Consider the following 22,941-nt stretch of genomic DNA (forward strand, 5'->3'; position numbering starts at 1 on the left):
AAACAATTGAAAGTTGTAAAGCGACAACCCTGCAAGTTCAAGAATATCATTAAAAAATTCGGCAACTGTATTGGATAAAGCAATAAAAACAATGAGGTTCAATAAAAAGAAATTGAAAAACATATAAAAGGTATCCAACCAAAAGTCTTTTCTAAAGATGGCTTGTTCTTCTCGCCAAGGAAAGGCAATTTCAAGAATCCAAACAGTTAAGGAAATAATAATCAAACCATAGAAATAGTTGTCCCAATAAGTAATTGAAAGTATCTCGGTTTTAAGATAATTCCAATATCCCGAATAGGAGTTGCTAATTATTTCCAGGTATTTTTCCATGTTAAATTTTAAAGTGTTTTAATTAATTCTTTAAATAAAACAATCATTTCCGGCTCTGCCTTTCCGGCCATTTCAATAATCTCGCTAATGTTTACTGGTTTTAAGTTTTCCGGATCGCATTCATCCGTTAAAACGGACACAGCTGCTGTTTTTAAACCTAAATGATTCGCCACAATAATTTCAGGAACGGTACTCATTCCTACAGCATCTGCCCCAATAATTTTCAACATCCTGTATTCGGCTCTTGTTTCTAATTGTGGGCCAACAACGCTGGCGTAAACGCCTTGGTGCAAGGTAATGTTGTGCGATTTGGCAATAGCTTTGAATTTTTGGTTTAAGTTTTTATTATAAGGTTCGCTCATGTCTGTAAAACGTTCTCCTAAAAGTTCTACACCTTTAAAAGCTAGGGGAGAACTGCCTTGTAGATTAATATGGTCGTCTATTAACATCAATTCTCCTTTTTTAAAGTTGGTATTAATAGCTCCAGACGCATTGGAAACCAATAAGGTTTTTATACCTAATTTTTCCATAATACGAACAGGATAAGTAACATCTTGTAACGAATAGCCTTCGTAAATATGAAAACGGCCCTGCATGACAACTACTTTTTTACCTTCTAGGTTTCCGTAAATGAGTTTTCCTTTATGAAATTCTACGGTTGCTGTTGGGAAACTTGGAATGTGATTATAGCTAACTTCGGCAAGAATCTCTATATCGTCAATTAGTTTTTCTAATCCTGTACCTAAAATAATTCCTACTTCAGGAGCGATAAAACCTTTTTGTTTTAAGTAATCGGTTGTTTCTTTAATAAATTTAATCATTGGTAATTAATTCTTTAAGTATGGCATTTTTATTTAGATCCTCAAACGTGTCTATGTCATTTAATTCTTCTAATTGATAAATATCTTGACGTTTTAAATCTTCTAAAGTGTCTTTTAAAACGGTATCTGTTCCCCAGGATTTATTTTCAAAAATATGTGGATGCAGTTGTTTCATTCCCAACAGATAATAGCCGCCATCTAGTGCGGGTCCAATCACGACATCGTGGGTATCCAATTTAAGAAAAGAATCGGAGATTTGTGCCGATTTTAAATCTAAAATGTCACTTCCAACAATCAGGACCTTTTCATAACCTGAATTAAAAAGTTCGGAGAAGGCATTCTGCATTTTTATGCCTAAATCGGAACCTTGTTGCAGTTTTTTTATAAAAACATCTTCGTCCCATAAATCATTTTTATGAATGTGTTCCGAATAAAAAACAAACTTATCTGCTGCTACTCTTTCGGTGATATTTGCTGTGTGTTGCAATAAATATTTGTAAATGTTTAAGGCAGCTTCATCTCCAATAGTTTGTGCTAAACGGGTTTTGCATGTTCCTAATTCTGGATTTCTAACAAAGATAATAATGGCTTTTTTTGAGGTTGGAAAATGAAAATCGAAGTTCATTTCATTGTCGCTATTGGTGTCTTTTGTGCTTAATATTCCCATGGGTTTAAAAAATAGTTAATCGTAAATTTTTTGTCCTGAAGTCAACCATTTGCTCCATTCCGGTGAAAAGGCATGTACTTTTTCGGTTTTGGTTTCGGTGCTATCATAAACATCAAAACCTTTGTTTTTCCATTCAAAAATACCGCCATATAAATTAAAAATATTGGAATATCCTGCTTTTTTTAGTTTTTTGGCTATGGTTTCAGAACGTATTCCTAACGAGCAATAAACGACTATAGTTTGTTGTTTGTTGTTTAGAAGTAAACTTGTTTGCTTTAAATTGAAGGTATTGAAACCTACAAAGATGGCATTTTCAATATGACTTACTCGATATTCCTCCAACTCGCGAGCATCTAAAATAAGAGCTTGTGTTTTTGGCATGGCGAGTTCTTGTACAGAGATATATGGAATGCTTTTAGTATTGTGTTTATTTAGTAAATCTTCCATGGTTTCTTGAGAGACACCCATTTGGACTGTAAAAAGCAGTATAAAAAAGCTTATTATATAAGTTTTCATAGTTTTAGCTTTACTTAAATTTATGAGGTTCCTGCATTCGCAGAAACTACTGTTCCTTGGCAACTGGATCCTGCTCCAGCCGTACAGCCATAGCAGTGTTGCGACGTGATAATGTTTCTGTTTTGAAGTGCTTCCTCATTATAATCTTTTATATGTTTCACCTTGCTGTTTATAGGTAACTCCAGCATTTGGTTGAAATCGCAATCGTATAAAAAACCATCCCAACTTACCGAAATGGTATTGGTGCACATCACGTTTTTCACGGTTGCTGGGTTATAGGCATCCACTAAGGCATGCATATAATCTTCGTAATTTTCGGAAGCAATTAAATAGTCCAAAAACCTGCTAATTGGCAAGTTGGTTATTGTAAACAATTGATGAAACTGAATTCCGAAATCCTCTAAAAGCGCCTTTTTAAAATCGGTTTCCATCGTGGCTTGATTGCCAGGTAAAAAAGCCCCAGACGGATTGTAAACCAAGTCTAATTGTAAGTCACTGTTTGGCATGCCATAGCCCACCGCATTAAGTTCTTGTAAGGCTTTAATGGATTTGTCGAAAACGCCGGTACCACGTTGCTTGTCGGTTTTTCCTTTGGTCCAATGTGGCATGGAGGAAATAACATGAACCTGATGTTTTTTAAAGAATTCGGGTAAATCGTAATGCTTTTTATTGGCACGAATGATGGTCAGATTGGAACGGTCGATAATTTCTTTTGCACCAGCTTTTCTAGCCTCTTCCACAAACCATCTAAAATATGGATTCATTTCTGGAGCGCCACCTGTAAGATCTAGGGTATGGGCTTTTGTGGTTTTTATTACCTCCAAACATTGTAGCATGGTTTCCTTGGTCATGATTTCCTTTCGGTCTGGACCAGCATCTACATGGCAATGCTCGCAAACCTGATTGCACATATAGCCCAAATTGATTTGAAGGATTTCTAACTTGTTGGGACGTAAGGGGAATTGATTTGTTTCGAATATTTTATTATTAAAGGTGGGTAATTCACCATTTTTAAAAATACCATTGGACATAAACTCCAACTGTTTGTTACTGTTCGCGAACTCACTATTTCGTTTATGTAAGGATGTTGTTTTTAATTTAGACATACTTTCTTGCTCTTAACCATCTAATTTATTCACTTTATTCATCATTTGAACGCCATGAACTAGCGATGCACCACCACGAATGGCGGCTGCTACGTGTAAGGATTCCATCATTTCTTCTTTAGTAATTCCTCTTTGTAAGCCATCTCCAGTATAGGCATCGATGCAATATGGGCATTGAATGGTATGTGCCACCGCCAAGGCAATTAGCGATTTCTCTCTTTCTGAAAGAGCACCCTCCTTAAAAACAGCGTTGTAATAATCGAAGAATTTAGAACCAAGCTCTTCATTCCATTCGGAGATTTTTCCAAATTTTTTGAGATCTGCTGGGTCGTAATAGGTCTTTTGCATGGTTTTATTTTTTTGAAGATGAATGTACAGATTTAAGTCGTAGTTGCTTATTAAAGTTTACATAAAATTATAAAAAAGCCTTGTTTGGGTTTAATTGTAACCTCTATTGTAAGGATTCAAATTTAAGTGTGTCAAACAAGAAAACTTAAAAACAATGACCAAAAAATGATTTCTTTTCTATTGGGTGCTTTCTTTTTCAGATTTGTTTCTTAAGAGTTTTATTTTAAAAAGTGATTCACTAAAAATCTTTAAACTTTTCTTTTAACGGTTTATGCCGTTATTATTTTCTTACATAAAATAAAATATTATATTTAGGCTAATAGCTTAATATTTAGTAGGTATTTTTTAATTAATCGATGTAGCTTTTTCTAGCTGTTTTAATTTTCGCTTATTTTATTCGTACTAATCAAGAATTAGAACGAGTTAAGGAATAAGTATTATTTAAGTGCCAATCTAAATTTGGGTTTTATTAAAACCAAAACTTTATAAGCTTAACCAAAATGTTATATGAATATCTATGCCACTTTACTCGTAGAGCTTTTATTTTTTTCTTTAAGCATTCTCTTTTTATTTAGGTTTAGATCGAAATTAGGTTTGGCGCCTTTATATATCCTGCTTGGTGCCATGCAGTACCTTCAATCTTTTTCTGGCACTATTATAAGTTTTGAAATTTTAGATAAGTACACCATTCACATTGGATCTGTAATTATTTTTTCTGCAGTTTTATTTGCCATTTTATTAATTTATATAAAAGAAGGAGTAAATCGTGCAAGAACACTTATTATAGGAATTATAATTTCAAATTTCTTGTTGTCTGCTTTATTTGGTATTACATATTTACAAGAAAGTGCTTTGGGATTAATAGATAATTATCCAACAAAGCCAGCACTTATTTTAGATTTCAGATACTTTATAACAGGCACTGTCATTTTATTTTTCGATTTTATTTTACTTGTTATTTTGTATCAATTCTTAATTTCTAAAATTAGTAAACTCTATTTCTTCTTAATTCTTTTTATAACCTTAACATCTGTTTTAATTTTCGACTCCTTTGCTTTTAATTTAATAGTCAAGCATAATGAACCAGATTTTGAAGCCTCATTAATTGGGCATATTATAGGAAAATCATTTGCCGCTTTTGCCTATTCGCTAATCCTTTATATCTACTTAAAATATGTTGATGGAGAGAGTGAAAATGTAAGTTTTATATCAAATCAAAATAAGGATATTTTTTCTATAATTAGATATCGAACTCAACATTTAAATCCTCATGCAGATCAAAATCAGGTTGAAATAAAATTAACCTCTCAAATTGAAACTACATTAAACTATATTTCAGATGGTTTTGTGGCTCTAGACACCAATTGGTGTTATACATATGTAAATATTAAAGCAGGTGAATTTCTAGGAAGATCTCCAGAAAGTTTAATAGGTAAGCATATTTGGACCGAATTTCCTGATAGTGTTGGACTTCCTTATTATAAAACATATTATGAAGCAGTCGAAACTCAAAAAAAACAATATTTTGAAAATTATTATGAACCTGTTGACAAATGGTTTGAAAACAGAATATATCCTTCAAAAGAGGGGCTGACCATTTATTTTACAGACATTACTGAAAAGCGAAAAGCAGATATTAATAATCATATGTTGCTTTCTTTAATAGAGACCAGTGATGATTTTATTGGATTAGCAACCTTAGAAGGCAAGCCTATTTATTTAAATGCTCATGGAAGGAAATTAGTTGGATTAGATGAGAAAGGCATATTGCCAATTTCTATTTCAGATTTTTTCCCTGAAAAATATCGAGACAGCATACTAAATGTCCACATACCTAACATTTATGAAAATAATAAGTGGGACGGTGAAGTTCAATTTAAAAATTTTAAAACAGGAGATTTAATACCTATTGAAGTGTCTGGATTTTTAATAAGAGATAGTTCAACAAATAAACCCATAGCATCAGGTATTGTAGCAAAAGATATTACAAAACGCAAACAAGTTGAAAATGATTTAATAAATAGTGAACAAATATTTCGACGTCTATCTTCTAATGCTCCTGTTGCCATTTTTCAAGCAGATAAAGATGGTTCCTGTAATTATGTTAATGAAGAGTGGTTAAAATATTCTGGATTAACTTTTAATGAAGCTTTAGGTTTTGGTTATGTAGATGCCATACATCCAGAAGATAAAGCTCGCGTTGTTAATACATGGCAAAAATCTATTTCTTCAGGAGAGAAATTTGTTTCGGACTTAAGATTTCTTCATAAAAATGGCAAAACAACTTGGCTTTCAATTAAGGTCGTTGGTTTGTATGACGCTAATAATGAGCTGAATGGCTATATAGGAATGGCTCTGGATATTTCTGAACGTAATAAAGCTGAAGAACAAATAGTAAACAGTAAAAAGTACCTAGATAATATTATTAATAATATTGGAGACCCTGTCTTTGTTAAAGATGATAAAAGCCATATCATACTGGTAAATGACGCCTTTTGCTCCATGTTTAATGAGTCGAGAGCTAATGTTCTAGGTAAAACTCTAGCTGAGGATATACCTCCAGAAGAATTAGATATTTTTTTAAGAATAGATAAGCAAGTTATTTCAACAGGAATTGAGAATGTCAATGAGGAGACTTTAACTATAAAGGGAAAAGGAACTCGAATCATTTCAACAAAAAAAACAAGGTTTATTGATAGTAGCGATAATATATTTCTAATTGGAGTTATAAGAGATATAACAGAGCGTAAAAAAGCACAAATAGAATTAGAAAAACATAGAAATAATCTTGAAGAGCTGGTTGAAATAAGAACCTATGAATTAGAAAAGGAGAAAATTAAGGCACAATCTGCCGACTTAATGAAGTCGGCGTTTTTAGCAACTATGTCACATGAATTAAGAACACCAATGAACTCTATTATTGGATTTACTAGTATTCTATTGAAAGAATTTGCTGGCCCATTAAATGAAGAACAGAAAAAGCAGTTATCCATGGTTAAAACCAGTAGCCAACATCTACTAGGTTTAATTAACGACATTTTAGATATTTCTAAAATTGAGGCAGGAAAATTAAATGTAACACTTTCCCCATTCGACTATTTAAAAACCTTAGAAAAAACGATAGACTTCTTATTGCCTCAAGTTTTAAAAAAGGGGCTTAGTATACGTTCAGAAATATCTGAGATGCAAATAGTTTTAAAGAGTGATGAGCGCAGAGTTGAACAGGTATTACTTAATTTACTTTCAAATGCCATGAAGTTTTCTACTCAAGGAACGATCATTGTAAAAGTGCATATTTTAGATAATTTATTAGTAACAGAAGTAATAGATCAAGGAATTGGTATTGAAGAAAAAGACCTTAATAAATTGTTTTCGCCATTTATTCAACTAGATGGAGGATTAAATAGAAGCCATGAAGGTACAGGCCTTGGATTAGCAATTTGTAAAAGTTTAATAGAAAAACTTGGGGGATCCATACAAGTACAAAGTAAAACAGGAGAAGGAAGTAATTTTACTTTTAAATTGCCATTAGATACTGCTAATAATAAATAGCTTATTAAAAAGCACAATGTTAAATTGTTTATGCTATTTTAGTATGTTTGGAAGTCTACCTATGGACCGTAATCTATCTGTTTAATGAAATTTATGAAACAAACCATTTTAATAATTGAAGATAACGCGCAAAACATGTACATGTTATCTTACCTGCTAAAACAAAGTCATTACACTGTAATTGAAGCGTTTAATGGATTGGATGGATTAAAGATGGCTCATGATAATAATCCTGAAATTATTTTAATTGACATACAACTTCCAGATATGGACGGATACGAAATATGTAATAAATTAAGGCATAATGGCCTACCTAAAAACACAACAATTATTGCAGTAACCTCTTATGCCATGGGAGGAGATAAAGAAAAAGCCTTGGAAGCAGGTGCCGATGGATATTTGGAGAAACCAATTAATCCGGAAACTTTTGTAATTCAAATGGAAAGCATCATTAATTCAAAAATAAGAAATGAATAATAAGACTATTTTAATAGTAGATGATACCTTCGAAAATCTATACTTACTTAGAGTCATCCTGGAAGAGGCTGGTTATAGTATTATAGAAGCTAATGATGGGAGCGAAGGACTTAAAAAACTACACGAAAACAGCCATGTAGATCTTATTATTTCAGATATTTTAATGCCTATTATGGATGGGTATTTATTCTGTCAAGCATGTAAAAAGGAGGAATTATTCAATAAAATTCCATTTGTTTTTTATACTTCAACATATACCGAGGAATTAGATGAAGACTTTGCCTTAACGTTAGGAGCAGCAAAATTTTTAAGAAAACCCATAGATCATGACGAATTGCTTTTAGCCATAGACAACATTTTCAATAAAGGGCAAACACCAGTAAAATATGTTGAAAATAAAAGAATGTCTGATGGCGAAGTTTTAAAACTTTATAGTGAACGACTTATTAATAAATTAGAACAAAAAAGTTTCGATCTCGGCAATGAGGTTATAGAGCGAAAAAGAGCTGAGCAATTATTAATTCATAAAAATGAAATTTTAGATTTATTAGCTGTAAATACGCCTTTAAATAGAATTTTTGAACGGCTTCTTTTAAACTATGAATCTGTTCATCCAAATTATTTTGGCTCTATTAGTTTGTTGGATGAAGACGGAATACATCTTAACCTAGTGTCCGCACCATCCTTGCCAAAACCATATAATTTAGCTTTAAATAGAGTTGTTATAGGTGAAAATATTGGCTCTTGCGGTACTGCCGCATTTATTAAAAAACCTGTTATTGTTTCAGATATAAGTAAAGATGAATTATGGGTGGATTATAAGGACATCGCTTTAAAAAACAACTTAAAGTCGTGTTGGTCTATTCCTATATTATCAAAAAACAACAATGTTTTAGGAACCTTTGCTATTTATAGTAAAACTATAAGCAAACCTTCGCTAGATGAGATTAACGAGCTAAATTTTGCCGTAAGCTTGGTACATATTGCTATTGAAAAATCTAGAATTGTTGCAGAAATCAAAAAGAAAGATGAATCTTATAAAGCTTTAGTAGATCAAGCAAGTGACGCTATTGTAACATATTCTTTGGATGGAACGATACATGAATTTAATAAAGCCTCTTATAACAGTTTGGGATATACCAAAGAGGAGTTTTTAAAATTAAAAATTCAAGATTTGATTGTTGGCGATTTAATTATGTATCCTGAAGTTTTAAAAAAAATAGTTAAAGGGGCATCTGTCATTTTTGAAAGACAGCTAATACGTAAAGACAAATCTGTATTAAATGTAGAAATATCTGCAAAATTACAAAAGGAAGGTCGAATACTTAGTATTGTTCGCGATGTTACTGAGTCACAAAAGAATCTTAGAGAAATAAAAAAGGAAAAAGAGTTTTCATCAAGCCTTTTAATAGGCATGCGCGAAGGCTTGGTAGTAATTAATTTGGACTCTGAAATAATTAGGGTAAATCCTTCATTTTGTGAAATGACGGGTTTTACTGAAAAAGAATTAATAGGAGTTAAGCGCCCATTTCCATATTCGCCACCTGAATTAAAAAAGGAAAATGATGGGCGTTATAAATTATTGCTCCAAGATAAAAATGCAAGTGAGTATGAAAATACGTACATGCATAAAAGCGGTAAGCGTTTTCCGGTTCATGTTTCAATTTCCAGTATTTATGACGAGAATGGTGTGAAAACGGCAAATTTCTCTACAGTGCAAGACATCACCGAACGAAGGGAAGCAGAAATAAAACTACAAGAAAGCGAAAAGTCATTATTAGTTGCGCAAAAATTAGCTAAAATTGGCAGTTATTATATTGATGTAAAAACTCAAATAATACAAGTTTCATCTTCTCTTAGGGAAATAGTAGGAATTGATTTAATGAGCGAGCCAACACTTGATCTATGGAGAACGATAACTCATCCAGAGGACACGCCTATCAATCAAAAGATGCTTGAGAAAAGCATGAAAACAGGCGAAAAATTTGATTTAGAGTATAGAATTATAACTAAAAACAAGCAGGAATTAAAGTGGATTCATGGTATAGGTGAAGTAACTCTTGTTAATGGAGGGGTTATCAATTTTTTTGGTACCATCCAAGATATAACGGAGCGGAAAATAGCAGAAAACAAAATAGCAAAAGCTAATGAAGAACTGAAAGAGGCCAATAAGCAGCTGAACGTTTTGCGAAATCAATTGGAGCAAGAAAACGTTTATCTTAGAAACGAGTTAGACTTGGTGTTTAACTATGAAGAAATGGTTTATGGAAGTGAAGAATTTAGCGGCATACTTAGTGAGGTTGAAAAAGTAGCACCAACAAATGCCACCGTATTATTGTTAGGAGAATCTGGCACTGGAAAAGAATTGTTGGCCAGAGCCATACATAATAATAGTTCGCGTAATAATAAACCCTTAATAAAGGTTAACTGTTCTGCCATTCCAAGAGAGTTAATAGAAAGTGAATTATTTGGACATAAAAAAGGATCATTTACAGGTGCCATTAATGATAAAATTGGAAAATTTGAATTAGCAGATGGAGGTACTTTATTTTTGGATGAAATAGGTGATTTGCCATTGGATATGCAACCCAAAATCTTAAGATTTCTGCAAGAAGGAGAAATTGAGGTTGTTGGAGGTACTTCAGGATTAAAAAAATTAGATGTTAGAATTATTTCAGCAACGAACCGAAATCTTAAAGAAGAGGTTGATAAAAAGCAATTTAGGGAAGATTTATATTTCCGTCTGAATGTGTTTCCTATAGAAGTGCCTCCATTAAGAAAACGAGTTGACGACATTCCTTTATTGGTTGAGCACTTTGTTGACAAGTTTAATAAGGCTTACGGAAAAAACATCAAATTCATAACAGATGAAGCCATGAGTAAGCTTAAATCCTATAAATGGCCTGGTAATATTAGGGAACTCGAGAATTTAATAGAACGGGCTTCCATATTATCAACCAGTACCACATTAATAATTCCAGGTTTTGAATCTTCAACACAAAAGGCAAAACCAATTAAGAATAAAAATTTAACTCTTGATGTTGCCCAGCGCAATCATATTCTTCAAGTATTGGAGCAAAGTAACTGGAAAATAAGCGGACCTGAAAGCGCGTCTGCCTTATTGGGCTTAAAGCCAAGTACACTACGCGATAAAATGGCTAAATTGGGAATTTCAAGGCCTTGATAGGTGGCGGTATTCCGTGACTATTGTAATTTTTGTTGAAAAATGCACGGTATTCCGAGAGGTCCAAATTTCATAAAATTTTATGTCAAAAAATAAGTGTCTTGTTATGAGTAGTTTAAAATTTATTTTCACTCAAAAATAAATTTTGGTACTTCAATTGAAATTAGTTTTTTAAAATATTGTTAATGGAAGACGGAATAGGGACAGACCATATTAAATTTTGGGTAGACGAAAATATCATCTATTGTAAAGTATCATGTGGTTTTGATATAAATTATTCTAAACTTGAGATAGAAAAATTATTTATAGAAGCCATCTCTATTTTATCTGATGGTAGTTATAAGCCCATCTTATTTAATTTTGAAGAGTTAAATAATTTACATTCTAAAAAGCTATTTAGATTTATAAATAATAGCACCGAAATTAAAAACATCGTACTCTCCAAGGCATTTATAGTTAGTAACTACTACTTAAAACACCTTTTTTCATTCTATGTAATGTTTAGTAATTCTATTTTACCAATTACTATTTTTAATGGAAAAGAAATGGCCGTAGAATTCTGTAATAAAAATAATTTATTTTTTAATGCAGTCAGACATGATAATTAATATGGCGTAGGTTATTAGGATTTAAATTCCACGACTTACAAATTGCGTGAAGTAGTGCTTTAACGTGATGTTGATTGGAATCACTCAGGTTTCCAAAACTTTGCAGCAAATTTTAAAAGGGCATTTTTATCAGATTCAATACCTAGTTTTCTTATGATTGCTGCTCTCTGTGCTTCGATGGTTTTTTCGGATAAAAACAGCATGTTGGCAATCTCCTTTGTGGATTTTTGTTGTGCAACTAATTCAAATACCTTCTTTTCTGAAAAAGTTAATTTATCTAAAGCTTCACCTTTTAAATAGTCGATATCGGTTTCGAGATCGAATCTTAATTTATGACTGTGATAGATGTCATTTTTCAATAAATGATTGATACAGTCTTTTAATTCTTCTAAGGCATATTGTTTTAATAGGTAAGCATTGATTGCTAGTTCTTGCGCTTTTTTAAAAATACTTTTTTCTTTATGTGAGGTTAATAATATAATTTTTGTGGGCAGTTGATGCAGTCTGATGTTTTCAGAGACTTCTATGCCGTCCATTCCTGGCATATTGATATCCAGAACTACAAAATCAGGCTTTAGCTTTTTTATGGCATTCCAAGCATCTGAACCGTTGTTATGGCTTTCTAAAACAACATGCCCCATTCCTTCAAGAACAACCTGTGTGCCTAATATTGAAAGTGGAAAATCATCGGCAATTACAAAATGCATAATTCATATATTTATTTTGGAATAGATATTTTAATTATCGTTCCCGTGTTATCCGATTTAAATTGAACCGTACCATTTATAAATTTGGCGCGTTCGGTGATGTTTAATAACCCGAAGCAGTTTCCTTTTTCCAGCATTTTATCTGCGTCAAACCCTTTACCGTTATCCTTTACTTCTGCGTAAACAAACTTAGAATCTTCGGTTATGACAATTTTGCCAGCCAAGGCATTGGCATGCTTCATCATATTGGTTGTTGCTTCTTGGATTATTCTGTACAGTTGTAATTCTACTGTCGTGCTTAATGTTCCAGTATAGTCTATGTCTGAAGTAAGCAAAAAGCTATGTTGATTTTGGGCTCGGTCTGTTAACTGTTCTATACTCTTTTTTAACCCCAATCTGTCAAATAAAGTAGGACTGAGGTTTCTACTAATATTTCTCACTTCTTCTAGAATAGTATCAATTTTTTCTTTTAATTTAAAATTATTGCTTTCAAGGGCATATCGTAAACTAACAAGTTCATTACCGACGCTGTCATGTAAATCGGTAGCAATTCGTTTGCGCTCATCTTCAGTTTTGCTCAACAATTGAGAGGTGAAGTTTTCGGTTAAAGATTTCTCTCTTAATATGCTTTTATTTTTGTTCCAGATCATAAATATTAAAAATATCAAAATCAGGAATACGGCACCGACTGCTAAAACGATAATCATGTTCCTCTGCGCCTCTAGCTGATTCTCTTGTAGTAATATTTTTTTCTCTTTTCGTTCTGTTTCAAATTTCCGTTCTAACTCAAATAGTTTTCCTTTTATTCTCTCTGCCGATTCTTTGTCTTGATTGTCCAATAAATAACCAGCGTAGGTATGTGCCTTTTTATAATCTCCTTGCTTAGAATAATAATCAAATAGCGCCGTGCCCAATTGGATCAAGTATTGTGTGTTAGGCTCTTCGTCTGCTGCTATTTCATTATAAAACTCTTCAGCTTCTTGTGGGTTTTTTAAAGGCTTGTTAAAAAGATCGGCATACAATATTTCTTGAAAAAGTGTTCTCATTTGAAGATCGGAACTGTTGCTTTGATCCGTCATTTCCCTAGCTATTTTCAAATAATCCAGGGCTTCATTTTCCTCCCGTTGCGCAATATGTTTAAATGCCAAAAGTTGATTTAAAATGGACAAGTGATAGTTATTAATATCTGGATATGATTTGGCTTGTATGGCCATGGAATCAATATAACGGATGGCACTTATGGTATCATTTCTCATTACGTTTAAATGAACGTACAGTGAATATGCCGAGAAGGTAAGCGATTTGCTTTCTTGCTCTTTAACTATTTGCAGGCCTTTTTGTAAGTTTGCTTCAGCTTCGTTATATGCAGATGTTTGCATAAAAATGTTGTGAAGCAGTAGATAAACAGTCCCTTGATTGAGGATGTCTCCTATTTCTTCAAAAATGCCTAATGCGGCAATCAGGTATTTTTCAGTAGCCTCAAAATCTCGGAGTAGGGTATGGTTTTGCGCTAGTGCAAAGTTCGAAAATCCAATCATTTGCTTATGTGATTTAGATTCTGGAGCTATTGCAATGGCTTTTTCAAACCATTCAGAACTTTGAATTAAATTATGTTTAAAGTAACTTTGAGTGCCTAGATAATAGCATAAGTTAGTTTGAGATTCTCCACTAATCTTATCTTTATAGGTGTTATAGAAATTTAGATTGGTACTGAAATAGAGACTGTCAAATTTTATATTCCTATCCAATACATTTCCATACGCCATTAAATATAGCGCGGCATCTTCATAGTTTTTATTTTCTAGTCGATTGTTGAAATAATATAACGCACTGTCTTGATAAACTTTATTGCTATAGTTTGCACCATTACTTAGCCATTTGTAGGCGGGAAGACTGTCTTGATAAGCAGTTTGAGCTTTTTCCGACCTTTTAATTTGTATTTCTTTAGAAGAATTATTACAACTAATACATAGCATAAGGAATACAGCGACAACAAAAAGGGCAGGTAGGTTTTTCATATAAGAGACATTATTATCCATTCTTTTTTTATTTCGATTTCACAAAATGGATTTGGCCAAATATATAGATATATTATTATTGACTATTATAGAATAGTACGAAAAATCGTTAACTGTTCCATTTCACTTAAAAAACTTTAATAAGCTTAGTGTATCGATTACAATTTCATTGATTTTTTTACTAGATACCAGTTGCTATTGCCACTTGTAACTTTAAAACTATTAGCCAACCAACGATCCCTAGGCGTTGGCTGAGCTAATAAGTTACGGTATATTATGCATAGAGGTAAACCGTACCTAGTTTCTTCAACATGCTTCATTTTACAGGTTTTTTTGTTTAGCTTTATTTCTAAACATAATACACGCTACAATTAATTCAAAGGCACATGATTGCAAGGTCATTTGATTGTCGCTTGTGCCGTAGCGATCATGACAGGTGTTATTTATGCGGGTCTTTTTAAAATATTTTATTTCTATCTCCTTGGTTTATGAATTGAAAAACAAACTTCAGCTAAATGCTTGAGTTTGCTTTAAGGGTTAACCCTATTTCTTTAAGAGTAGTTACATTGAACGCGTTGGGTTATTAAGAAGAGGCATTTTAAGGTCTAGGCGATCCTATTTTTTTTATGCTTGTAACTAGGTCGATTTAGAGTATGAAATATTTATTATATATCTATAAACCACGATATAACCACGACATAACCACGGCATAACCACGGCATAAATTTTCCGATATAATTTAGTGTCTTTATGAAGGAGAGATCTCGCTTTACTGAAATTGTGGATGGTTATTTGTGGGGCGAGGCTTTAAGCTATAAGTTGTATTTAGCAGTGCCTCTTGTATTGCCTAGAAATTTTGTTGAAGACTCCTTTAGTGTGAGCCTTAACAGTTTACCAATTGGATTGGAATGGGAATTGGTTGTTATGGGGATTCGGTATCATCAGGAGGTTGATGGGGTGATGTATTTGTTACATGTTAAGGATGGGGCTGGGATTTCTTTGTTTTTGATTAAGCATTAAGCAGGTTATTTATCTCGCAAACTTGACCGCTGGCAAGGAGGGACTCTAAGGCACAAAGTTGGTTTTCTAGTATTTATGAAAAGGAATACAATAAATTAAATGTTTCTCAAAGCATTAAAAAATTATAGATTTTAAAATTTCTTGCTACGGACCTACCTAGATGCAGAGAGGTGTGCGAATGTCTTTCTAAGTTTTCACGCAGATTCGCTGAGGTGCGTGGAGATTTATTGAGAGGTTTTAATTAAAAATTAAAAATTAAGAAATAGGAAAAAAGAGAATAGAATATAAGGTATAGACTTAAAACATAGGCTTTAATTAATAATGGTTTGGAGATTTGTTATCTGAGATGCAAAGCAAAAAAAACTGAGCCATGGCAACATGGCTCAGTTTTAACATAATGACTTAATCTATCTAATTATCCTGTATTTATTATATATAAATAGTTATTTTTTAGGATACCAAACTTTTGAAGTCCCCAGAGTTCCATTAAAGGCAAAAGGGGCTTCCTTATAATAATCAATAGATACGGGTGATCCCAAATCGCTTCCAAAATCGAGGCAGTCGTTGGCCGTAAAAACCAATGGTGCAGTAATTGGTACTTGTCCTTTTGCGACCTCTTTTCCATTTACTTTAAGAGAAACATCCATTGAAGATCCTGGCTTTGGAGAATTCAATCTGGAAACTACTTCTATTTTAACTTCACCTGTTGGAAGTTTAGTTTTAGATTTAATTTGAGTTCTATTAATCTCAAAAAGGTTGTATTCATACATTAAGTATCCATCTTTTACATAGCAGGTAAGACCACCAGAAAAACCACCAAGGGCGTATAACACACCACTTGCATTTTCGGGAACAGTAATTTCCATGCTCACATTATTGTCAAACTTACCTAGTTTAGGTGCTGTAAATTCTGGCATGCGCTCTATTCTACCTATGAAAGTCCAATCGGTATAAGGTGTTGCCGGTGCATCTTCTGGATGGTAAACTACAGACCATAGACCTCCACCAATGGGAAGGTTTTTGTTTTTGGCAGATTCTACCAAGAACATATTCTTCATTTCTGCCAGCTTCGCTGGATTCTTTTTGGCTAGATCGTTAGCTTGGCTCCAATCTACCTCAATATTGTATAACTCCCAAGTATCGTTTTCGGGATTCCAAGTAGCTGCACCTGCTGGAAGCCCGGGAACCCATGGGTTTCTAATACCGAATGCCGAAGCAAACCAACCGTCATAATAAAGTCCACGGCTTCCCATGATGTCAAAAAACTGCATTTTACGTGTGCCTTCAGCTTTTGGATTGGCGAAAGTGTAATCCATGCTCACTCCATTAATTTGATCTTGAGGAAAACCATTTACTACTTTAGGCTCCTCAATATTCACGGCTTCGTATATTGTTGGTACTATATCAATCACGTGATGAAACTGTGGTCGTGGGGTATTGTCGTGCTTAATATTTTTTGGCCAAGAAATAGCCATAGGTTGACGCGTACCACCAAAGTGTGCTGCAATCAATTTTGTGGATTTGTAAGGTGTAGAACCTGCCCAAGCCCATCCAGCATTGTACATGTTATCTGTTTTTGGTGACCCTAATACGTCCAAACCTCCTAGTTCATCCAAAGCATCAATATGCTGTTGGATAGTGGTTGGAATGCCATTTTGTGCCAACAACTCGCTGATACTTCCGTTTTGACCTTCTGCCGAAGAGCCGTTATCGCCCCAGATATAGAAAATCAGGGTGTTATCAAGCTTGCCTTGTTTTTCGATTTCATCAATAAGCAATCCGGCGTTGTAATCGGTGTGTTCAGCAAATCCGGCAAAAACTTCCATTAATCTGCTTTGAAAAGGTCTTTCGGACTCTGGAATAGCGTCCCATCCTGGCATCGTTTCATTTCGCACAGTCAATTTAGCGTCTTGTGGAATCCATCCCAGTTCTTTTTGTCTTTTAAAGACTCTCTTACGGTACTCATCCCAACCATCATCAAATCTACCTTTATACTTATCAGCCCATTCTTTGGCTACATGGTGCGGTCCATGAACAGCCCCGGGCGCCCAATACATAAAAAAGGGTTTATCTGGGGAAAAAGCCTGTTGTTCTCTCAACCATTTTATGGCATCTTCGGTAATGTCTTCTGTAAGGTGGTAGTAGTCGTGACCTTGTGTGGTATGAGGATGCTCAACAACAGTGGTGTTTCTAACCATATGTGGCTCATATTGTGATGCTTCTCCTGCAAGAAAACCGTAAAAATATTCAAAGCCATAGCCGGTAGGCCAATAATCAAAAGGTCCTTTGGAAGTCGTTAATTCAGCAGGCGTATTGTGCCATTTTCCAAAGGCTGAAGTGTTGTAGCCATACGCTTTTAAAACTTCAGAGACGGTAGCTGATGTTTTAGGAATTGTTCCATTAAACCCGTCCCAATCGTTGGCGAGTTCAGCAATCTGACCGTTTCCTACAATGGTATGATTCCTACCTGTAAGGATGGAAGCACGAGTTGGAGAACACATTGCGGTAGAATGAAAACGATTATAGGAAATTCCCATATTAGCAACTCTGCTTAAATTTGGTGTATTTATTTCACCGCCATAGGTTGAAGGTGTGCCAGGTCCTGCATCGTCAATCAGAACAATGAGAATGTTGGGAGCGTCTTTCGCCAGACGATCTGGGGCTACTCTTTTATTATAAGTGGAGGTCTGCATAGTAAGTCCAGCCTCACTCGCTGAAGGCGTTGGAGGGAAAGGCAATACGTCTTGAGCGTGGACAAAGCCTGTCGCAAAAAGCAGGATAGAAATGGCTAAAATTGTTAGAAAAGTACTTTTGAGTTTCATGATATCGATGGATTAATTTTTAAAACATGTATCTAAAATAGGTGTTTTGCGTATGTTATGTAAGTTTAATACCGTTACTTAACGGTTACATGTTAGTGGTATATGATGGATTGAAAGGCAATGTTTTTTATGGATAATTGAAAAATAAAGAAGGATTTTTCCTTATATTTGATGTTAGAACATACACTTTATATCTCATATGATTCCTAGCCAAACAGATTATTTTGCTTTACCAGGTTACTCAAAACAAGAGATTCTTGATGCATTAAATCGTGTTCTTGCTAGCCAATTATTTACACGCTCTTCTGTGCTTTCCAATTTTTTAAAATTTATTGTTGAAGAAACCTTGGAAGGTCATACCGAGGGATTAAAGGAATACACTATTGCTGTAGGCGCCTTGGGAAAGTCGGAGGATTTTAATCCACAAATGGATGCTATTGTACGAATCCATGCAGGACGACTTAGAAGGTTATTGAACGAATACTATACAAATTCAGGAATTGCCAATACCATAAAAATCGAGTTGGTTAAGGGAACTTATGTCCCGGTATTTCGACCACATTTAATTAATAAATCGAAAGTAGCCATTGTAGAGAAGAACGAGCAGGCGATATTTTCACGTTCAAGACTTACTCTTGCCGTGCTTCCATTTCGTAATTTATGTCCAGATAGGGATTACGAATTTTTTGTAGAAGGTCTAGGCGAGGAATTGACCCGTATTTTTAGTAATTTTCAGGATATTGATGTGATAGCACATCACTCCACACGTAAGTATGCCACGCAGCCTGATGATATTAGAATTATTGGTTCCGATTTAGGAGTTCATTATGTAATAATTGGTTCTGTAAAACGCTCCTCTAAAGAGATAAGAGTGAACGTGGCCTTAGTTAAAACCTTTAATGGTAAGCAAGTTTGGTCCCAAACATACAATTACCCTTTAAACATAGATAACCTGATAGAAATACAAGACCAAATCATTGAGAACGTATGTTCGCTGCTTGGAGGTTATTATGGGTTTATTATTCACGAGAATTCCAAAATGTTTGTGGAACCTTCACATTTAGATTCCTTTGACGCAGCATTATGGAATTACTATTTCCATATGAACTATTCGGAAGAAACATACCTAAAAACTAGGGATGCCTTGGAGAAAGCTATAGATCGTGATCCAAATTTTGTAACGGGGATGGCTATGTTGGCAGAGTTATATGTTTTGGCACACACCCTTGGTTACCCAACTGTTGAAGATCCTGTTATGGTTGCTCTTGAACTCACCAAAAGGGCCATAAAGATAGATCCGCATAGTCAACGTGCCTATCAGGAATATGCTTGGACCCTTCTTCATTTGAAAAGAAAAGCAGAAGCTCTGCAAGCCATGGAACAATGTTTATCCATAAACCCTTCCTCGGTTTCGTCCATGGGAGCAGTGGGGTTTGGAATGGCTTGTGCTGGAGAGTATGACAGAGCCCATGTATTGCTTACTAGATCTTTAGATCTTAACCCGCATTGCCCTTGGTGGTTTTATTTAGGATTTTTCTTGGTCTATTACCAAAAACAGGACTACCCTAAGGCTCTTGAATACGCCAATAAAATTGAAACCGTAGACGCCTATCTGGATCCGTTGACTAAAGCGGCTGCTAAAGCCCAACTTGGCATGCAGCATGAGGCGCAGGAGGATGTGAGGCTATTAAATGAAAATTTCCCAGAGATTATGAGCCATCTTTTTGCCACCTTAAACACCTTTGTACTCGATACATTTTTGGTTAATGAAATTATTGAAGGAGCAAAAAATGCGGGCGTTAACATTGGCTAAATCTTTTCCCAAGTTCCATTGATCTCTCCTGCTTAAACAGTTCGAAAAGGCCATTTGTTACTGTCTCATTCCTTTCGTAATCAAGGTATTACTCCATTTAGTTAACATGCTTTTTAACCGTTAAGTAACCGTGTAATACTTACATGAGGTATCCATTTCCTATATCTTTACATCAATAACCCATGTTAGCATGACCTCTTATGAATAAGAAAATCATTTCTATCGTCCAAGTATTTCCAGATTTTGAGGAACAAATTGATTTTTTATTTCGAACTGACGAAAATTTCCGGGATCTCTGCTCAGATTATATTTTATGTGCTGTTACGGTGCAGAACATAAAAAAACAGGCGGATGCAGATATTGAGAGTCGTGAGGAATACGAAGAATTGCAACAACATCTAGAAGAGGAAATTCTTCAAAATCTTATGAAAGACAAAGACAGCCTTTAACCATTATTAAACCTTAAACCAATTAATAATTAAACAAACCCATTAAAAATCCCATATTATGAAAAAAGTATTTTTTACAATTTCCCTCGCCTTAGTTTCCATGTCTTCATCTTTATTTGCTCAAAGCAATACTGAAGAGATTGATATGGTACAATCTATTTTTGGCATGGAAAAGAAAGCCCTTGTCGCTGAAGTTATTCAACCTGAAGCAGGCAAAAGCGATGCCTTTTGGGTTTTATATGACCAATATGAGACCAAACGTAAAGACCTAGGTAAGCGTCGTATCGCCTTATTAAATGCCTATGCTGCAAGCTATGATTCTTTAGATGACGTGAAAACCGGAGAGATTCTCAATGAAATGATGGGTCTTCAGGTCAGTACAGATAAGTTGATTGGTAGCTATGCTAAAAAAATAAAAAAATCGGTCGATGTGAAAACAGCTGCGCAGTTTTACCAAATAGAGGGTTACTTATTGAGTAAAATACGAACTGTTATTTTGGAGAATATTCCTGTGATTGGGGAGTTGGACAATTAGTGGTATTGTCGATTATTTATTCAACCCTAATCAAAATAAGAAGGGTAGCAAAAACCTGTTAAACATATATTCTAAACAGTTGCCTTACTCTAAAGTAGATGGCTGTTTTATTATAATTTAAATGAAATTATATGCATGTTACGATAAGATATATGTGGCAATCACCTTTTAAACTAGAAATCAAGTTAATCAAAAACCTGTAAATATCATGAAATTAAAACACAAATTACCCATTTCCATAGGTTTCATAGCCTTATTAGCCATGAGCTGTGAAAATAAGAAAACGGAGGTGGTAACGGAACCTCAGACGGAGAAAACATCCTCTCTTGAGGCTATCAAGCAAAAGTACAACACAACTATCCCTGATAATATCCTGACTCCTGATATGGTTGAAACTCGCATAGGAACTTTGAATTTCTTTGACGGTCTCCCTTCCGAAGAAACCACACAAAAAGTTTATGATAATCTGGACTTTATGAGAGGCGTTGAAACATTTTTAAATGGAATTCCTGCCACTTCAGTTGAAGGTCTTCGATTGGGATTTCATAGTGTTGGTTCCAACAACTTCAACAAAGTAGCCATCTTCGATGACTTGCTGAACTCAAACGCATTGTTTTTAACGGGGAATACTAGTACCGTATATGCTTCAGCCTTTCTAAACCTCGAAGAAAATGGACCAATGGTGGTAGAAGTACCAGCTGGCTCAGGACCTGGTACGGTCAATGATGCCTACTTTAGGTATGTGGTAGACATGGGAGGGCCTGGCCCAGACAGAGGTACAGGGGGTAAATATTTAATTCTCCCTCCAGATTATAATGGGGAAACACCTGAAGGCTATTTTGTGGCGAAATCACCCAGTTATGGCAATTGGCTAATTCTAAGAGGATTTTTGGTTGATGGAAAAACCGATGTATCGAAAAAAATGTATCGTGAAGGCTTAAAAATATATCCACTTAAAGACAAGGACAAGCAGCCAGCCATGGAGTTTGTAAATGTGTCTGATAAAGAGTTCAATACCATTCACGCCAATAACTATGATTTCTACCATGAGTTGAATGAAGTAATCCAGCGTGAGCCTATCTCATTTTTAGACCCAGAATTAAGAGGGTTATTTGCAAGTATAGGGATTGAAAAAGGAAAGCCTTTTAACCCGGATGAGAGAATGAAGGGAATATTAACAGATGCCGTAGCAGTAGGTAATGCCACTGCACGCGCTATGCTTTTTAGATCTAGAGAGAAAGAGGCAGCTATTTTTAAAACTGGCCATTGGGAAGCAGCTTTCATGGGAGGAAATTATCAATGGTTAAAACACGATGGCAACGGTGGTCGTTTCCTTGATGCAAGAACGAGGTATTTTTATGGAGCTACCGTAAACACACCTGCCATGGTATTACAGATGGTTGGTTTGGGATCGCAGTATGCATATGCCATGGTGGATGCTAAAGGAAATTACCTAGATGGAAATAAAAATTATACCCTAAATATTCCAGCCAATGCGCCTGCAAAAGATTTTTGGTCCATTGTGATGTACGATCCTCAAACGCGTTCCATGTTGCAGACCGATCAGCCGTTTCCAAGTATAAGTAGTCAAAGAACGCCGCTTGTAAAGAATGAAGATGGATCAATCACCATTTATGTGGGACCAAAAAACAATGCGCCTAAAGGTAAAGAAGCCAATTGGTTACAATCCAAAGCGGGTAAAGGGTTTTTTGTGGCCTTTAGACTATATGGACCCCTTGAACCTTGGTTTAACCAAACTTGGATTCCTGGTGATTTCGAGCTTGTAAAATAACAACCAAACAAAAGTGTAGTTTGAGGTCTGTTCGAGCCTTTCGACTTCGCTCAAGATAAACTCCGTCGGAAGGCTCGACGTGACAAATGAATAAATATTAAACGTAGTATTATTTAATTTTTTTATCATTTTAAAAACTAAAATCAACTAATCATGAAAAAAACTAATCTCATACT

17 protein-coding genes and 1 pseudogene are annotated in these 22,941 nt (G+C 34.7%); 9 read left to right on the forward strand and 9 right to left on the reverse strand.

What is annotated here, in order from left to right:
* The 6 genes and pseudogenes from VKY47_RS07850 to VKY47_RS07875 form a co-directional block, all read right to left on the reverse strand.
* Window positions 1-330 (reverse strand): annotated as a pseudogene (locus VKY47_RS07850) (sterol desaturase family protein); the annotation flags it as partial.
* Window positions 331-338: 8 nt separating this feature from the next.
* On the reverse strand, window positions 339-1,151 hold the full coding sequence (locus VKY47_RS07855) for a purine-nucleoside phosphorylase (protein WP_324311802.1): 813 nt from the start codon (window positions 1,149-1,151) through the stop codon (window positions 339-341).
* A complete protein-coding gene (locus tag VKY47_RS07860; protein WP_324311803.1) occupies window positions 1,144-1,818 on the reverse strand; it encodes a TIGR04282 family arsenosugar biosynthesis glycosyltransferase in 675 nt (224 codons plus the stop codon). The genes VKY47_RS07855 and VKY47_RS07860 overlap by 8 nt, the downstream gene beginning before the upstream one ends.
* 15 nt (window positions 1,819-1,833) lie before the next feature.
* Window positions 1,834-2,334, reverse strand: coding sequence for a rhodanese-like domain-containing protein (locus VKY47_RS07865; protein WP_324311804.1), 501 nt, complete (start codon window positions 2,332-2,334; stop codon window positions 1,834-1,836).
* A gap of 20 nt (window positions 2,335-2,354) precedes the next feature.
* Entirely contained in the window at window positions 2,355-3,440 is a 1,086-nt protein-coding gene (arsS, locus tag VKY47_RS07870) for an arsenosugar biosynthesis radical SAM (seleno)protein ArsS (RefSeq protein ID WP_324311806.1), read from the reverse strand.
* Window positions 3,441-3,452: 12 nt separating this feature from the next.
* Window positions 3,453-3,788, reverse strand: a complete 336-nt coding sequence (locus VKY47_RS07875) for an arsenosugar biosynthesis-associated peroxidase-like protein (RefSeq protein WP_324311808.1) — start codon at window positions 3,786-3,788, stop codon at window positions 3,453-3,455.
* Window positions 3,789-4,295: 507 nt separating this feature from the next.
* Here VKY47_RS07875 and VKY47_RS07880 point away from each other — a divergent pair.
* From VKY47_RS07880 to VKY47_RS07895, 4 genes are all read left to right on the forward strand, one after another.
* A complete protein-coding gene (locus VKY47_RS07880) occupies window positions 4,296-7,340 on the forward strand; it encodes a PAS domain S-box protein (protein WP_324311810.1) in 3,045 nt (1,014 codons plus the stop codon).
* 93 nt (window positions 7,341-7,433) lie between these two features.
* Window positions 7,434-7,817, forward strand: a complete 384-nt coding sequence (locus VKY47_RS07885; protein ID WP_324311812.1) for a response regulator — start codon at window positions 7,434-7,436, stop codon at window positions 7,815-7,817.
* Complete coding sequence (locus VKY47_RS07890; RefSeq protein WP_324311813.1) at window positions 7,810-11,001, forward strand: sigma 54-interacting transcriptional regulator; 3,192 nt, start codon at window positions 7,810-7,812, stop codon at window positions 10,999-11,001. The genes VKY47_RS07885 and VKY47_RS07890 overlap by 8 nt, the downstream gene beginning before the upstream one ends.
* 185 nt (window positions 11,002-11,186) lie before the next feature.
* The gene (locus VKY47_RS07895; RefSeq protein WP_324311814.1) at window positions 11,187-11,609 is read left to right on the forward strand and encodes a DUF7793 family protein; all 423 of its coding nucleotides are present in this window, start codon (window positions 11,187-11,189) and stop codon (window positions 11,607-11,609) included.
* Between the two features lie 80 nt (window positions 11,610-11,689).
* On the opposite strand, the gene VKY47_RS07900 is transcribed toward VKY47_RS07895, so the two are convergent.
* On the reverse strand, window positions 11,690-12,316 hold the full coding sequence (locus VKY47_RS07900) for a response regulator transcription factor (protein ID WP_324311816.1): 627 nt from the start codon (window positions 12,314-12,316) through the stop codon (window positions 11,690-11,692).
* Between the two features lie 11 nt (window positions 12,317-12,327).
* The gene (locus tag VKY47_RS07905; RefSeq protein WP_324311818.1) at window positions 12,328-14,334 is read right to left on the reverse strand and encodes a tetratricopeptide repeat-containing sensor histidine kinase; all 2,007 of its coding nucleotides are present in this window, start codon (window positions 14,332-14,334) and stop codon (window positions 12,328-12,330) included.
* Between the two features lie 750 nt (window positions 14,335-15,084).
* Here VKY47_RS07905 and VKY47_RS07910 point away from each other — a divergent pair.
* Entirely contained in the window at window positions 15,085-15,354 is a 270-nt protein-coding gene (locus tag VKY47_RS07910) for a hypothetical protein (RefSeq protein ID WP_324311820.1), read from the forward strand.
* Window positions 15,355-15,797: 443 nt separating this feature from the next.
* On the opposite strand, the gene VKY47_RS07915 is transcribed toward VKY47_RS07910, so the two are convergent.
* Window positions 15,798-18,176 (reverse strand): arylsulfatase, encoded by a 2,379-nt coding sequence (locus tag VKY47_RS07915; RefSeq protein ID WP_324311821.1) that lies wholly within the window; start codon window positions 18,174-18,176, stop codon window positions 15,798-15,800.
* A gap of 199 nt (window positions 18,177-18,375) precedes the next feature.
* Between VKY47_RS07915 and VKY47_RS07920 the strand changes: the two genes are divergently transcribed.
* From VKY47_RS07920 to VKY47_RS07935, 4 genes are all read left to right on the forward strand, one after another.
* On the forward strand, window positions 18,376-19,989 hold the full coding sequence (locus VKY47_RS07920; RefSeq protein ID WP_324311822.1) for a tetratricopeptide repeat protein: 1,614 nt from the start codon (window positions 18,376-18,378) through the stop codon (window positions 19,987-19,989).
* Between the two features lie 200 nt (window positions 19,990-20,189).
* A complete protein-coding gene (locus VKY47_RS07925; protein WP_324311824.1) occupies window positions 20,190-20,438 on the forward strand; it encodes a hypothetical protein in 249 nt (82 codons plus the stop codon).
* A 58-nt stretch (window positions 20,439-20,496) separates the two neighbouring features.
* Window positions 20,497-20,973: a hypothetical protein gene (locus VKY47_RS07930; protein ID WP_324311825.1), complete on the forward strand. Its 477-nt coding sequence runs from the start codon at window positions 20,497-20,499 to the stop codon at window positions 20,971-20,973.
* A 208-nt stretch (window positions 20,974-21,181) separates the two neighbouring features.
* The gene (locus VKY47_RS07935; protein WP_324311827.1) at window positions 21,182-22,765 is read left to right on the forward strand and encodes a DUF1254 domain-containing protein; all 1,584 of its coding nucleotides are present in this window, start codon (window positions 21,182-21,184) and stop codon (window positions 22,763-22,765) included.
* Window positions 22,766-22,941 lie beyond the last annotated feature (176 nt).

It is taken from the genome of Xanthomarina sp. (assembly GCF_035306705.1).
Lineage (GTDB): Bacteria > Bacteroidota > Bacteroidia > Flavobacteriales > Flavobacteriaceae > Xanthomarina.